Genomic DNA, 15,047 nt, shown 5'->3' with positions numbered 1-15,047 from the left:
TTAATTACAATGATTTTTCGGCAATGGCTTTTTCCCATTTCCAGGCTGATGCCATCATGGTATCTACGTCAAGCTCGGCACGCCATTTAAGCACTTCTTCTGATTTAGTAACGTCGCCCCAAACCTGCTCTACGTCGCCGCCGCGCCGTGGGCCAATAGTATAAGGTAATTTAACGCCGGTTGCCCGTTCAAAGGCATGTATCACCTCTAACACGCTGGTGCCTTTACCTGTACCAATGTTAAACACGTCATACCCTTTGAAGCTTTCTTCTTCCATCAGTTTTAAGGCCGCTACGTGAGCTTTGGCTAAATCTACTACGTGAATGTAATCGCGGATACAGCTGCCGTCAGGTGTATTATAGTCATCTCCAAATACGGTCACTTTTTCGCGTTTGCCAATGGCTGTTTGAGTAATAAACGGAACCAGGTTTTGAGGTACGCCAATAGGTAACTCGCCAATCAGGGCCGACTCGTGGGCACCCACCGGGTTAAAATAACGTAAGGACACTACTTTATAATTGCTGCCCGAGGCAATCATATCTTTCAAGATCTCTTCGGCAATTTGCTTAGTGTTGCCGTACGGAGATTGAGCTGCCTTTACAGGCGCATCTTCGTTTACAGGCAAATGGTCGGGCTGGCCATAAACGGTACAGCTTGAAGAAAATACAAAATTGAGTGGCTTGCCGTAATAAGCGTTCAGCAAGTTTAAAAGAGAGTAAAAGTTGTTACGGTAATATTTCAACGGCAATTGTACCGACTCGCCAACGGCTTTAAATGCTGCAAAGTGAATGATGCCATCTACGTCAGGCTCGGAAGTGGCTAAGTTGAGCACCGCTGCTTCATCACACAAATCTATTTGATGAAATTTAGGTTTGAAACCCAAAATAGTAGTAAGCTGGTCTAATATGCTGATGTGTGAATTGGATAAATCGTCAATGATGATAGGCTCATAACCGGACTGTACCAGTTCGACCACCGTGTGCGAACCAATAAAGCCTAAGCCCCCGGTTACTAATATTTTCTTCATAACAAAATGTGTTTTTTAGGCAATAATAGGTATTTAAAGTTGAATTGCAGAAATGCTTATTACCCAATTTTTGTGCTATTTGCCTACTTTTACGGCTTTTTGAGAGAAGAGTTTTACTCATGATGCTTATTTTATATAATCTTGGTATAAAGCTGTATTACATGCTGGCAGTTTGCACTGCTTTGTTCAGCAAAAAGGCAAAAGCATGGGTCAACGGTCGCAGGCAACAGCGGGTAATGCCCGTTAAGCAAAGTATATGGTTTCATTTTGCGTCATTAGGCGAGTTTGAGCAGGGGCGCCCGGTTCTTGAAGCCGTAAAGGAAAAATATCCTACTTACCCGATAGTGATTACCTTTTTTTCGCCTTCAGGTTATCAGATACGCAAAAACACAGCTTTAGCTGATGCAGTGTATTACCTGCCCATTGATACGCCGGAAAATGCCCGTACGTTTATTGATACCATTAAACCGGTAGTTGCCATCTTTACCAAGTACGAGTACTGGTATCATTACTTTAATGAGCTGCACCGCGTGCAAATTCCATTGTATGTCATATCAGCAATATTCAGACCGCAGCAGGCTTTTTTTAAATGGTATGGTGGTTTGCACCGTGCAATGCTGCGTAAAGTAACCTGCTTTTTTGTGCAGGATGCCGCTTCGGTACAATCACTTGATAAACTGGGTATTAAAAATGTACTGTTAAGCGGCGACACCCGTTTTGACCGCGTATGGGCTAACGCCGCACACCCTAAAGCATTGCCGGTTATAAAGGGCTTCAAAGTTGCTGCACCTGTTTTTATTGCAGGCAGCACCTGGCCGGCCGACGAAAATTTGCTGGCATCAGTGGTAAAACGATATCCTGGGTGGAAGTTTATATTTGCACCGCATGAGATTAGTGAAGATAAGATCAGTAAACTGTTACAAACTCTCCCTGTTGGCAAAACTATCCGCTACTCGCAAATAGAGGCAAGTAGTACCTCAATTAATAATTACCAATGTTTAATCATTGATAATATCGGTATGCTGTCTGCTTTATATCAGTATGCAGATGTTGCCTATATAGGGGGCGGCTTTGGAGTTGGTATACACAATACCTTAGAGGCGGCTGCCTTTGGTTTGCCGGTAATATTCGGCCCTAATTATGCGCGCTTTAAAGAAGCTATTGATTTAATTAGCCTGCATGCCGGTTTCAGCATTAGTACGCAAGAGCAGCTGGATCAGGTAGTTGATCGGTTAATTAACGACGAAAAGGTTCGTGAGATGTCTGAAAATGCTGCACGTACTTTTGTAGCCCAAAGCCAGGGGGCTACAAACATCATCATGCAAAACATCAAAATCAAGTAGTTGATTTTGGTAGCAGTATTATTAGCCTTCTCTAACCATTTGCTCCAAAGCGTCTACCCAGATAGGTGAATCGTTTAGGCTTTCTACCAGTTGGATATGCTCACCGCCTAAGGCTTTAAACTCTTCATCATATTCTACCGATACCTCGAAAATGGTTTCCAGGCAGTCGGCCACGAATGCAGGGCAAAATACGAGCATACGCTTAATGCCTTTTTTTGCCATTTCGGCTACTACTTCGCTGGTATAAGGTTGCATCCAGGGATCACGGCCCAGTCGCGACTGAAAGGTAAGCGTATATTTTTCTTTCGGAATATTTAGCTTTTCGGCAATTAAGCGGGCCGTAGCGTGGCATTGTGCACTGTAACAAAAGCGGTTAGCGCCGGTAATGGTATCGCAGCAATTAGCAGCTTTGAGGCAATGTTGCTTGGTTTCATCCGCTTTAAGCATATGGCGTTGCGGTAGGCCATGGAAACTGAACAGTACATGGTCGTAAGAGGCAGGGTTGTGTTTAGCGCCATTTTGGGCAAAGCCCTCAATTACCAGTTCATTATCGTAAAAAGAGTTGATGAAGCTAATACTTGGAATAGCCTGCCATTTGCTTACAATTTCCATTACTTTTTGATGAACGGAACCTGTTGAGGCAGAGGCATACTGTGGAAACAGAGGTATAACCTGTATAGATGTTACCTGTGCGGCACGCAACTTGTCTAACGCCGATTGTATAGATGGGTTTTGGTAGCGCATGGCCATTTCCACATGGTAATCGTCGCCTAAACGTTGCTTTAAGGCTTCGGTAACTCTAACTGTGTAAATCATTAACGGCGAGCCTTCTTGTGTCCAAATCTCTTTGTATGATTTAGCAGATTTAGGGCCGCGAAAAGGAACGATGATCCCTTTAATCAGCAGGGTACGGCTAATGGCGTTAATGTCAATTACCCGTTCATCCATTAAAAATTCGTCGAGATAGCGCCGAACGTCGCGGGTTTCCGGACTATCGGGCGTACCTAAATTAACTAATAAAACTCCTTTTTTCATTAATCCACCAGGCTCCTAAGGGGATGCCTATCAGGCCGCAAATATCTGAATTTCTTTGTCAATCGAGTGTAAACTCATAAACGTTCCCAAAATCAGGGGACAACGTAAATAACCCGGAGATAATGATGTATTTATAATAAGCTACCGGGTTTTCCACAGCATCCACCAGGGTGTGCCCGGCGAAGCATGGTGCTCGGTATGGTAACCAAAAAAGTAACAGGCCAAAAAGGCAAATACGTGATTCTTTTTTTGTGAACGTGAGTGATATGGGTTGTCATGCTCACCTTTATGTGGCTGGTAGGTGCCAAAGTAAAACAATTGCAATGTGCTCAGCAATGACGGTACTACCCAAAACAAAATCAGGTTAGCCTGCGGGATCCATATTTTGAGGATGTTGAACAGGGCTGCCATAAATACCACCTGCCATATAGATAAATAATTGCGGATAAACCGTATGTACCAAGCCCAAAAGCTGCCATGATGGTAGTCTGGGTCTTCATCCGTGTGTACATGACTGTGGTGCTTATGATGTTTGGTATATAACTGGGGGTACCAAAAAGCCGCATATAAAAACGTGGTTAAATAACCTATCGAATTATTAACAGCCTTTTTTGATGATACTGTACCATGCATGGCATCGTGTGCGGTGATGAACAAGCCGGTATATAAATGCACCTGCAATAAAATAAACAAATAAAGTAATGGATTACTGAACTTTACGTGCCACTGCATTAGCAACACGGTAGAAACTATCCAGCCGGAAATAACTAAAAGCGAGACAATGATGCCTTTATTGGATACCGTTTTATGCATAGCAATACAAAGCTAACAATAAAAGTGCCATGGCTACCCTAATAAATTTAGCCCGTATAATAGTGTTGTAAAATTAACTTTTGATCTTGGTTTAATTGTTTCACTAACAAGCAATGTTAGCGGGTCGAGTTTGGTTCGATAAACCACTTGGCTGATTTTTTGTTAAACAAAATTGATTTACCGTTAAAAGTTACTGGTGGCCGTTACATTATGTAAGGTAGTTTGTCACCCTAACGTTCATTGTTTAAATTAAAAATCAGATACTATGAAAATTTTAAGATTGCCTGTGGCACTATTAGCCATTGTTTTAGCATCAAGTTGTGTAAGCACCAAAAAGTATACGGCTTTGCAAACCAATTACGATAGTTTACAGGCTAAACACAAAGACTTAAATATACGTTTTTTAAACAGCCAGCAGGACTTAGCCAATGCAAATACCCGCGCAAAAAGCCTGGAAGACCAGATAGCCGGCGAAAGGTCAAATATGCGGGCTTTACAGGCGGCGTTAGATAAATGTTTAACCTCGTCCAATCAAGGCAATACCAATATATCTAAACTGGTTGACGAGATTAACTCTTCTAACAAATACATACAGCAACTAATTGCCAGTAAGAATAAAAGCGACTCGCTTAACATGGTATTAACTAATAACCTGACCCGCTCGCTAAGCCGCGAGGAAATGAAAGATGTTGACGTGCAGGTATTAAAAGGAGTAGTGTATATTTCGCTATCAGACAATATGCTGTACAAATCGGGCAGCTACGAAATATCCGACAAAGCCGGTGAAACGTTAAGCAAGATTGCTAAAATTATAACAGACTATAAAGATTATGATGTGTTAGTAGAAGGTAACACTGATAATGTGCCGATCGCGAAACCTAACATCCGCAACAATTGGGATTTAAGTGCTTTAAGAGCATCATCGGTAGTGCAGGCACTGCAAAATAACTACAATGTTGATCCTAAGCGTTTAACTGCAGGCGGCCGTGGCGAATTTAATCCGATAGCTAATAACGATACTGAGGCCGGTAAAATTAAGAACCGCCGTACCCAAATTATCATTACGCCTAAACTTGATCAGTTTATGGATTTGATTAACAAGGCTCCCGACAAAAAGTAATAAATAAAATTTCAAGCGATAACAAAAAAGCAGCTCTTTTGAGGGCTGCTTTTTTTGTTTGGTGTAAATATGGTCAGTTCCTGTTGGCAACAATCAATTTTTGAAGGGCCTGGTATAAGGCTATTGTTGTTTCGCCTGCCCGACCGTCGCCGATAAGTTGTCCGTCAATTTCAGTAACCGGTAAAATGTTTTTAGTTGTGCTGGTAATAAAGGCTTCTTTGCAGGTTTCTAAATCGGTCAGCGTAATTGGCTTTTCGTATACCGTGAAGCCTTGCCCGTTTAAACTAAGCAATTGTTTACGAATGATACCTTTTAAAACCTGAATATCGCTGGTCAATATCTCGTTGCGCTTGTTAATTAAAAAGAAGTTAGACCGTGGACATTCGCGTAACAAACCGTTGTCATGGTATAATAAATCATCAACTTTGCGCTCTTTAACTAATGGTTGCAGCCAGATCGCCATGAGGTAATCTACAGTTTTAACCTGTGGCATTTGTCGCTGGTGCGGGTAGGTAATCAGTTTAATGCCTTGCTGGTTAATCTCTGTGTTTATTTTTAGCGGTTGCTGGGTAATGATAAGGTTGGGGCTCACCAACTCGTAACCATCGGGTGAGTAACCTCCGGTAAGTGTAATGCGGATGCCCGAATTTGGCAGATTATTCCGATTCATTAACTCAAACAAGAGTGCTTTCAACTCATCGCGGTTTTGCATAACGGTAAGATGCATTTCACTAGCCGAACGATAAAAGCGGTCTAAGTGGTCTTCAAAAAAAACGGGGTTGCCGTTTATGGTTTTAAAGAAATCAAAAATGCCATAGCCCCGCTGTATGGCCAGGTCGGTTATCAATACCGAAGCTTGGTCTGCCGCTAAGAAATTATTGTTAACTATAGTGTAAGCACCCATTGTTTTTGCGGTAAATTACTGCCCGTTACGCGGATCAAATTTTGTTTTTAACTGATACTCTTTAGGTGTTTCGGCGCCCAATAAGTTACGCACAAAGTAATCCCAGCGGCGGCGCATCATGTAGGGGCTGTATGGGCCATAACCATGTGCACTGTTCGGAAAAATAACCAGGTCATAATCCTTATTAGCTTTTTCAAGCGCTTCTACAACCAGTAAAGTATTGTAAGGTGGCACGTTGTCATCCATCATGCCATGCGCAAGCATCAGCTTGCCTTTCAGGTTTTTGGCAAAGTTTTGGTTGGCCTGATCTTCGTAATTAGACTTACCACTGGCATCTTTAGTTTCTAAACCAATATAACGCTCGCCCCAATCATCCTCGTAGTTACGATTTTCGTGGTTACCCGATTCTGAGATACCTACTTTAAAAAAATCAGGGTAGCGAAACATGGCTGCCGCTGTAGCATAACCACCACCCGAATGCCCCCATATACCAGCACGGTTAATATCTATATACGGATATTTTTGTGCCAGTTGCTGCATGCCGCTCACCTGGTCGGGTAAAGTGTTTTCAGACATATGCCCGTAGTTCATGTCATGATAGCTTTTGGAGCGTAAAGGATTGCTGGTGCCTTCTATCAGTACTACTACAAAACCCAGTTCAGCCAGTGCCTGGTGGTCGCCCCGCGCCGCCGAGAATGACCAGCTGCCTACGCTGCCACCTTGTGGTCCGGGGTAGATATAATTGATAATCGGGTACTTTTTTGCAGGGTCGAGCCGGGTTGGCGTAAACATCAGTCCGTACAAGTCGGTTTTGCCATCGGCCGCCTTTACAGTAATAGCTGTAGGCGCTTTCCAGCCGGTAGCTGTTAGCCGTGATATGTCCGTTTTTTCTAAAGTAGCCACCAGTTTGCCGTTCAGACTGCACATTACCATTGCACCTGGTACATCCGGCTTTGAATAGATATCTAAAAAATAGTTTTCGGTAGGCGAAAACGTAATTTGGTGATTGCCGTTTTCAGGCGTTAGTAAAGTGAGCTTTTTACCGTCGAAATTAACGCGGTATAGGTAACTGAAATAAGGATTGCCAGCTTCGCGGCCGCCCCCTAAAAAGTAGAGCTGCCGGTTTTTTTCATCAACCTTAAGCAATTGCTTTACCACAAAATCACCTTGAGTGATCAGGTTTTTTACTTTGCCGGTTTGGGCATTGTATAAATACAAATGGCCCCAGTTGTCGCGTTCCGAAAACCAGATGATCTCATTGCTTTTGGGCAGGTAGCGCCAGTTAATGGCATCCCAGCCCGATTCAAACTGTGTAGGCACTACCTCTTCAAAAACCTCGCGCACATCGCCGGTGGCAGCGTTGGCAATGCGCACTTTTTCCTGCTTATGGTCGCGCGAGGTAGATACAAATGCCAGCTGGCTGCCATCGGGCGTCCAGTTTACATCATCAAAAGTACCGCTGCTCGCTATATCATCGCTCAACGTGGCGCGGTGTGGGTCCGGCTGCACCTTAAGCATGATTACTTTAGGCTGGTCTACCTCAATAATACAGCGGTAAATCATGGCAATTTCTTTGTCACCCGGCAAAGGATATTTCCAGCTGCTCAGTTTGGGTGTACCCACGTTAGTCGTAACCAGGTACATGTTGCCCACCTTACGCTGGTCTTGTTTAAAAGTGGCAATTTTCCTGGAGTCGGGCGACCATTGCAGTATTGCCCGGTCGCTATGTTTCCATCCGGCATTATCGGTAGCGTAGCCAAAATCTTTTACACCATCGGTAGTTAACTGGGTTTCTTTGCCCGAGGCAAGGTCGCGTACCCATAAGTTGTAATCTTTAATAAAAGCAGTCTTTTTGCCATCCGGCGATGCTGCTTCGTTAAACCCGCCACCTCTTCGGCCCATGGCCATGGGCCGTGGCATACGCTGTCCCGCGTCTTCGCTTAACGTATAGTTTTGCAAATCTGCTTTCCAAGCCTTGCCGTTAGCATATAACGATACCGACTTGCCATCATCAGATGGCATAATAGCCTGAATAGGCAGTTTATCGGCACTGTATTGGGTTCCGGTTGCTGTTGATAGTGCCGCAGCCATTTTTTGATGATCAAATGCCGGGCTGCGTGTTCCTTTAGCCGGATCAACCATTACAAATTCGGCGCCCTTAGCGGTTAATACCCGGTACCAAAGCCTATCGCCAGGCAGCCAGTTTGGGCGTATGTTGGCACCATCAACGTAGGGTGCTGTATTGTAGCCCATCATACTTTCGGCATGCTCGTAATCTTTTACGGTTAGGGCAGGGGTTTGTGCATAAGCCGTAGCTGTAAATGCCATAGCCAATGCAGGAAGTAAAAATTTATTCATCTTAAAGATAAAGCCAGTTTTGTTAATTAGTTTTTACCACGCAATATACTTAAAATACGATTTTTAACTCCCTGGCAGGTTATCAGCTACATATTTGTTACCTTAAGGGCCGCTTTAGCCCAATATCAGTCGGCGCAAAGCGTTATTATTATAATGCTAACTTAATTACGTTTATGCTTACTTTATCTCACACTCAAGATTTTATAGATACCGAGGAGCGCTACGGTGCACACAATTATCACCCGTTGCCGGTAGTATTATCTAAGGGCGAGGGTGTTTACTTATGGGATGTAGAAGGAAAGCAGTACTTCGATTTTTTATCGGCTTATAGTGCCGTAAACCAGGGGCATTGCCATCCGCGCATTATTAATGCACTGGTTACGCAGGCACAACAGCTTACGTTAACGTCCCGCGCGTTTTATAACGATCAGTTAGGCAAAGCCGAAGAGTATGTTTGCCAGCTATTTGGTTATAATAAGGCCCTGTTTATGAACTCGGGCGCTGAAGCGGTTGAAACAGCTATTAAGCTGGCCCGGAAATGGGCTTACCAGCATAAAGGTATTGCTGATAACCGGGCCCACATTTTAGTGGCCGGGGGTAACTTTCATGGGCGCACTACAGGCATTGTTTCTTTTTCAGACAGTCCTGAATCTAAAGATCAGTTTGGCCCTTACCTGCCCGGGTTTACTATCGTACCTTATAACGATTTAGAAGCTTTGGAGGCTCAGCTGAAAAGCAATCCTGATATTTGTGCATTTTTAGTAGAACCCATACAAGGCGAAGCTGGTGTAATTGTGCCGCAGGAAGGGTACCTGGCGGCGGTGCACAACCTGTGTAAACAATATAACGTGCTGTTATTAGCCGACGAAATACAAACCGGCATTGGCCGTACAGGTAAACTATTAGCCAGTTATTATGATGATGTGCAAGCCGATGTGTTGATTATTGGTAAAGCGATGGCCGGCGGCGTGCTGCCGGTATCAGCTGTGCTGGCTAATGATGATGTGATGCTGTGCATTCGTCCGGGCGAACATGGTTCTACTTTTGGGGGTAACCCATTGGCTGCTGCCGTGTCAGTTACCGCTTTAAAAGTTATTGCTGATGAAGAACTGCCTGAAAATGCTTTTGAATTGGGTTTGACTTTTAGGGAACGTATGCAGCAGTTGCAAAACAGTTACCCGCGAATAATAACCGCTGTACGCGGCAGGGGCTTGCTAAATGCTATCGATATTGCAGGCGGGCTAAATTTTACGGCTTGGGATGTATGTATGAAATTAAAAGATAACGGTTTGCTGGCCAAGCCTACTCATGGGCATACTATCCGCTTTTCGCCGCCGCTGGTAATTACCGCCCAGCAAATGGATACCTGTTGTGACATCATCGAAAAAACGGTTACCGAAATGGTTAGTTAGAGCAAGAATGTAAAGCTTATGCAGATGTAAATATGCGGTTAAACAAAAATGGGGAAGCTTACACTTCCCCATTTTTGTTTAGTTGATAATTGCCGATTAAGCTTCAACAGCGTCGCCTACTAATTTTTTGGCTACCAGGTATTCGGCTATTTGCACAGCATTGGTAGCAGCACCTTTACGCAGGTTGTCTGATACAATCCAAGCATTTAAAGTGTTAGGCTGCGTTTCATCTCTGCGGAGACGGCCAACAAATACCTCGTCTTTTTCGTGAGCGTCCAGGGGCATCGGGTATTTCAGGTTAGCTACATCATCTACCACGATAATGCCAGGCGAGTTGCTTAATAACTCGCGAAGCTCGGTAAGGTCAAAATCATTTTCAAACTCGATGTTTACCGATTCTGAGTGACCGCCAATTACCGGTATACGTACTGTAGTAGCTGTTACGCGGATACTGTCATCGCCCATAATTTTTTTGGTTTCCAGTATCATCTTCATTTCCTCCTTGGTATAGCCGTTATCCTGAAAAACATCAATATGCGGCAATACGTTCAGGTCAATCTGGTATGGGTAAACCTTAGGGCCATCAATACCTTTGCGCTCATTAAATAACTGGTCAACCGCCTTAACGCCTGTACCAGTTACAGATTGGTAGGTAGATACCACTACGCGTTTAATTTTATATTTATCGTGCAGCGGTTTTAAAGCTACCACCATTTGTATGGTAGAGCAGTTTGGGTTAGCAATAATCTTATCTTCGGCAGTTAATACGTCGGCATTTACCTCGGGCACTACCAGTTTTTTGGTAGGATCCATGCGCCAGGCCGATGAGTTGTCAATTACGGTAATGCCAGCCTCAGCAAATAATGGGGCTTGCTCTAACGAGGTGCTGCCACCGGCCGAAAACAACGCAATATCAGGCTTTTGCTTTATCGCATCGCCGGCAGTAACCACCTTATATGGCTTACCCTTAAAGGTAACTTCTTTACCTACACTTTTTTCGGATGCCACGGGGATTAATTCTGTAACCGGAAAGTTGCGTTCTTCGAGAACCTGCAACATTTTAGTGCCTACCAAGCCGGTGGCGCCTACAACTGCGACTTTCATTGTCTTGTTTAAACTTTTAGTAATTAAAAAACGTTAATTCTCAAATGTAAACAAAATTTGATCATTAGGTTGAAATCTATATCAAATTGGTGGATTTTATAGCAAATAGACCATGCTTTTACTCCAATTACAACGGGTCGGATTATCGGCAAATTTTTACCTTTGCGCGTTTTAAAAGCTACTGCATGAGCGAAAAAATTTTAGTAATTGGCGCTAACGGCCAGATTGGTACCGAATTGGTGATAGCCCTGCGTAAACAACATAGTGGTCAACAGGTAATAGCCTCAGATATTAATAACCCGGTTGATGCTATTAAAGATAGCGGCCCGTTTGAGTTTGCCAATGTTCTGGATAAAGAAACACTACGAGGTTTGTTTCAAAAACATCAGCCTACACAAGTTTACTTGTTAGCAGCTATCCTGTCGGCAGTTGGTGAGCAAAAACCTAAGCTGGCCTGGGATTTAAACATGAATGGCCTGATTAATGTGCTCGACCTTGCAGTTGAATTTAAAACAGCCAAAGTTTTTTGGCCAAGCTCCATTGCCGTGTTTGGCCCACGTTCGCCTAAGCAAGATACGCCGCAGTATTGTGTGATGGATCCCAATACGGTTTATGGGTTCAGTAAATTGGCGGGAGAGCGCTGGTGCGAATATTACCACACTAAATATGGGTTGGACGTACGCAGCATTCGCTACCCCGGACTCATTAGCTGGAAAGCGGCTCCGGGCGGCGGCACTACCGATTATGCTATTCATATATTTTATGAAGCCTTAAAAACGGGCACCTATCAAAGCTTTTTGTCGGCTGGCACCAAGTTGCCGATGATGTATATGGAAGACGCCATTAGGGCAACTTTGCAATTGATGGAAGCACCGGCCGAACGCATCAGCATCCGGTCGAGCTATAATCTGGGTGGAATCAGCTTTACGCCCGAAGAGCTCGCTACCGAAATTAAACAGCATATTCCGGAATTTACCATTAGCTATGCCGAGCACGATCCCCGTCAGGCCATTGCCGACAGTTGGCCGCAATCGGTAGATGATAGTCAAGCCGAGCAGGACTGGCAATGGCAACTGGAATACGATTTGCCGCGCATGACTGCCGAAATGCTGAAAAACTTAAAGAATACCTTAAATTTGTAGTTCATACATTGATTTCACTGATTTTAAAAAGATTAAATTGATTTTTAAAGAAATCTCTTTGAATAGACAATATCTGATTTAATGTAGCTCATCGGTGGAATTGAATTAAAATCATAAAAATCCAAAGGGTTAAAATATATTATGGGAAGAGCATTTGAGTTCCGTAAAGAAAGAAAATTTAAGCGCTGGGCCAAGATGGCCATACAATTTACGCGCTTGGGTAAAGAGATTGTAATGGCTGTTAAAGATGGCGGTCCCAGCCCCGAGAGTAACTCGAGGTTGCGTACAGCTATGCAAAACGCCAAGGCGGTTAACATGCCTAAAGACCGCGTTGAGGCAGCCATTAAACGTGCCTCGAGCAAAGACGAAAAAGATTACGAAGAGTTAGTATATGAAGGTTATGCACCGCATGGCGTGGCCGTTTTGGTAGAAACTGCTACCGATAACACTAACCGCACCGTAGCCAATGTACGCAGCTATTTTACAAAGGTAGGTGGCACTTTAGGCAAAACCGGTTCTTTAGACTTTGTTTTTAGCCGCAAATCAGTATTTCGTTTTGATCCGGGAGAGCGTGATTTGGAAGAACTGGAATTTGAATTGATTGATGCCGGTTTGGAAGAGTTATTTGTAGAGACAGATGAGGAAGGCAAAGACGTTGCTGTTATTCATGCTGCTTATGAAGATTTTGGCAAAATGCAGAAAACGCTGGAAGGCATGGGCTTTGAGCTTAAGTCGGCCAAATTGGAGCGTATCGCTTTGTCGACTACCGAAATTAGCGAAGAAGATGCCGCCGACGTACTAAAGTTGATTGATAAGCTGGAAGAAGACGACGATGTGCAGGCCGTTTATCATAACATGGCGGAATAGAGGTTAGAGCCAGGAAACAAGAGCCAGGAACCAAGTTTTGAAAAACAGGATTTAGGTTTATGGATAAAATTTAAATAATGCTATTCGAAGAGTTTTTTAAGAAGAAGAAGATAAGTCTGGATGCCTTGCAACAAGGTGATCCGGGCTTATTTTCGGAATTTAAATTACACTACGAGCAGATGGGCGAAAAGAGTTTCGACCACACCAAAAAATTCTGGTTTAACAAGCTAAGGCATCAATATCCATTACCACCCGAGATAAAAGCTGAAAAGTTACGGTCCGAAAACCAGATTGCCGAGCAAACGGTAGCAGACACGCTTACTGAACCTTCGCCGCAGACTCAAGCCCCTAAATTAGGCTTTACCCCTAAATTTAAAACGCAGGCTGCGCCACCAATGCCGCCGGTAACCGAAACGCCGAAAGCAGAACCTGCGGCTGCTGATAAGCCGCCTAAAGAGGGTGTGGATAAACCGGCGGCCTACAAGCCCAGATTTCAGGCTAAAAATATCCCGGCAAAACCTGCTGATAATATCGGGAATGATGAGCCCGATGAGAATGCCACAGCATTGCCAAATGCGCCGGTAGGTGAGCAGCCTGAGGCCCCGGCTAAAATAGGCTTCAAGCCGCGGTTTAAGGCAGGTGTAACCACCAATAAACCGGTTGAGACTAAAGAAGACCAGCCGGAAGTTAATAAAGAAGTCGAAAGATATGCTGATGCGGAACAGTCGACAAGCGCTGATGCAGTACCACCGGCTAAGCTTGGCTTTAAGCCACGTTTTAAAGCAGGGGTAAGTGCTGTAAAGCCATTGGACGAAAGCACTGCGCCAAGTTCTGAAAAAGAGGTTTCTGAAAACTCAGCGTCAACCATTGAAGAAGATGTTCCGCAAGCACCTGACGCTCCTAAATTAGGCTTTAAGCCACGCTTTAAAGCTGGAATAACCGCCGTCAAACCAGCTGAAAGCATTGAACAACCAGCGCAACCTTTGGTAGTACAAAATGAAGCGCCATCAGATAAACAACCTGAAAGCCCAGCCGAACCAGTACCTCCACCCAAGCCGGGTTTTAAACCTCGTTTTAAAGCTGGAGTAACCACTACGAAACCTGCGGAAAATAATTCAGAACAAACGTCGGCCGAACAAGAAGCCGGTGTAAATAAGGAGGCTGATAAAGGGGTAGCAGAAATGGAGAAACCGGAAGCAACCAACGACGCTCCGGCTAAACCAGTTTACAAACCTCGCTTTAACCCTAACATGGTAAAGCGTAATCCAACTAATGAAGAATAACCGAAAAATTCTGCTTTACAGCTAAGTGAAATTTAGTTTATGTTGCTTCTGTTTAGTTAATGGTAATGGCTGCCTTAACTAAATAGGGGAGGATGTCTTTTTGGAAAGAAACGAAGTTTTTGCGCACATCGCTATCACTTACTGAGGTAAAGGCAAAACTAAAAACAATGTTTTTACTGCATTTAATTAAAAACCGGATGCGTTGCTGGTAGCTATCGTGCTTGCGCATGCCCGTTAGGTGCATAAAAGAGCTTACCAGTAAATCTTCAAGCTCATTAGATAGGTTGCGCAGAAACTCTTGTGAGTTGGTAGATTCGCGTATAAAATCCCAACCGATGAATTCATTACAAACGGTATAGGATAGCCGGCAGGTTTTCATAATCAGGTTGGTAAGGTGCGTCTCTTCGTCCAGTTCGGGTGTATCGGTATGAATCAGTTCATCAACACTTACCTGTATGTAATCCATCAGCAGCGAATGCAAAATGGCTTCTTTACTATCAAAATATTTGTAGATGGTAGCCTTTGCAATTTTGGTCTTTTTCGCAATTTCGTTAACGCTGGTTTTATGATAGCCGAACTTACGAAACAGCTCTTGCGATGAACGCTTAATACTTTCTTTGATTTTGTCGGCTTCCATGT

Annotated in this window: 13 protein-coding genes; 6 read left to right on the top strand and 7 right to left on the bottom strand. The window is 43.8% G+C overall.

Going from position 1 to position 15,047, the window contains the following annotated elements; genetic code table 11:
* Positions 1-4: 4 nt before the first annotated feature.
* Positions 5-1,027: a UDP-glucose 4-epimerase GalE gene (gene galE, locus AAGR14_RS21095; RefSeq protein WP_342646225.1), complete on the bottom strand. Its 1,023-nt coding sequence runs from the start codon at positions 1,025-1,027 to the stop codon at positions 5-7.
* Positions 1,028-1,146: 119 nt separating this feature from the next.
* On the opposite strand from galE, the gene AAGR14_RS21090 reads away from it, so the two are divergent.
* Positions 1,147-2,370, top strand: a complete 1,224-nt coding sequence (locus AAGR14_RS21090) for a glycosyltransferase N-terminal domain-containing protein (protein ID WP_342646224.1) — start codon at positions 1,147-1,149, stop codon at positions 2,368-2,370.
* A gap of 21 nt (positions 2,371-2,391) precedes the next feature.
* On the opposite strand, the gene hemH is transcribed toward AAGR14_RS21090, so the two are convergent.
* Both hemH and AAGR14_RS21080 read right to left on the bottom strand, forming a co-directional pair.
* Complete coding sequence (gene hemH / locus AAGR14_RS21085) at positions 2,392-3,405, bottom strand: ferrochelatase (RefSeq protein WP_342646223.1); 1,014 nt, start codon at positions 3,403-3,405, stop codon at positions 2,392-2,394.
* A 141-nt stretch (positions 3,406-3,546) separates the two neighbouring features.
* Positions 3,547-4,218: a fatty acid desaturase gene (locus AAGR14_RS21080; RefSeq protein ID WP_342646222.1), complete on the bottom strand. Its 672-nt coding sequence runs from the start codon at positions 4,216-4,218 to the stop codon at positions 3,547-3,549.
* A gap of 265 nt (positions 4,219-4,483) precedes the next feature.
* On the opposite strand from AAGR14_RS21080, the gene AAGR14_RS21075 reads away from it, so the two are divergent.
* Positions 4,484-5,338, top strand: coding sequence for an OmpA family protein (locus AAGR14_RS21075; RefSeq protein WP_342646221.1), 855 nt, complete (start codon positions 4,484-4,486; stop codon positions 5,336-5,338).
* A 73-nt stretch (positions 5,339-5,411) separates the two neighbouring features.
* Here the strand turns inward: AAGR14_RS21075 and AAGR14_RS21070 are convergent, their stop codons facing one another.
* Together AAGR14_RS21070 and AAGR14_RS21065 are read right to left on the bottom strand one after the other, a co-directional pair.
* Positions 5,412-6,242, bottom strand: a complete 831-nt coding sequence (locus tag AAGR14_RS21070; protein WP_342646220.1) for an aminotransferase class IV — start codon at positions 6,240-6,242, stop codon at positions 5,412-5,414.
* A 15-nt stretch (positions 6,243-6,257) separates the two neighbouring features.
* A complete protein-coding gene (locus AAGR14_RS21065) occupies positions 6,258-8,600 on the bottom strand; it encodes a DPP IV N-terminal domain-containing protein (protein ID WP_342646219.1) in 2,343 nt (780 codons plus the stop codon).
* A 173-nt stretch (positions 8,601-8,773) separates the two neighbouring features.
* Here AAGR14_RS21065 and rocD point away from each other — a divergent pair, with 173 nt between their 5' ends.
* Complete coding sequence (rocD, locus tag AAGR14_RS21060) at positions 8,774-10,012, top strand: ornithine--oxo-acid transaminase (RefSeq protein ID WP_342646218.1); 1,239 nt, start codon at positions 8,774-8,776, stop codon at positions 10,010-10,012.
* 96 nt (positions 10,013-10,108) lie between these two features.
* On the opposite strand, the gene AAGR14_RS21055 is transcribed toward rocD, so the two are convergent.
* The gene (locus AAGR14_RS21055) at positions 10,109-11,116 is read right to left on the bottom strand and encodes an aspartate-semialdehyde dehydrogenase (RefSeq protein ID WP_342646217.1); all 1,008 of its coding nucleotides are present in this window, start codon (positions 11,114-11,116) and stop codon (positions 10,109-10,111) included.
* Positions 11,117-11,301: 185 nt separating this feature from the next.
* Between AAGR14_RS21055 and AAGR14_RS21050 the strand changes: the two genes are divergently transcribed.
* The 3 genes from AAGR14_RS21050 to AAGR14_RS21040 all read left to right on the top strand — a co-directional run bounded on the left by AAGR14_RS21050 (position 11,302) and on the right by AAGR14_RS21040 (position 14,408).
* Complete coding sequence (locus tag AAGR14_RS21050; RefSeq protein WP_342646216.1) at positions 11,302-12,258, top strand: NAD-dependent epimerase/dehydratase family protein; 957 nt, start codon at positions 11,302-11,304, stop codon at positions 12,256-12,258.
* A 141-nt stretch (positions 12,259-12,399) separates the two neighbouring features.
* Positions 12,400-13,125, top strand: coding sequence for a YebC/PmpR family DNA-binding transcriptional regulator (locus AAGR14_RS21045; protein WP_342646215.1), 726 nt, complete (start codon positions 12,400-12,402; stop codon positions 13,123-13,125).
* Between the two features lie 77 nt (positions 13,126-13,202).
* Positions 13,203-14,408 (top strand): hypothetical protein, encoded by a 1,206-nt coding sequence (locus AAGR14_RS21040; RefSeq protein WP_342646214.1) that lies wholly within the window; start codon positions 13,203-13,205, stop codon positions 14,406-14,408.
* A 52-nt stretch (positions 14,409-14,460) separates the two neighbouring features.
* Here the strand turns inward: AAGR14_RS21040 and AAGR14_RS21035 are convergent, their stop codons facing one another.
* Positions 14,461-15,045: a TetR/AcrR family transcriptional regulator gene (locus tag AAGR14_RS21035; protein ID WP_342646213.1), complete on the bottom strand. Its 585-nt coding sequence runs from the start codon at positions 15,043-15,045 to the stop codon at positions 14,461-14,463.
* Positions 15,046-15,047: the final 2 nt, after the last annotated feature.

This window comes from Mucilaginibacter sp. CSA2-8R (assembly GCF_038806765.1).
Classification (GTDB): domain Bacteria; phylum Bacteroidota; class Bacteroidia; order Sphingobacteriales; family Sphingobacteriaceae; genus Mucilaginibacter.
This window is presented reverse-complemented; position numbering and strand designations above follow the sequence as displayed.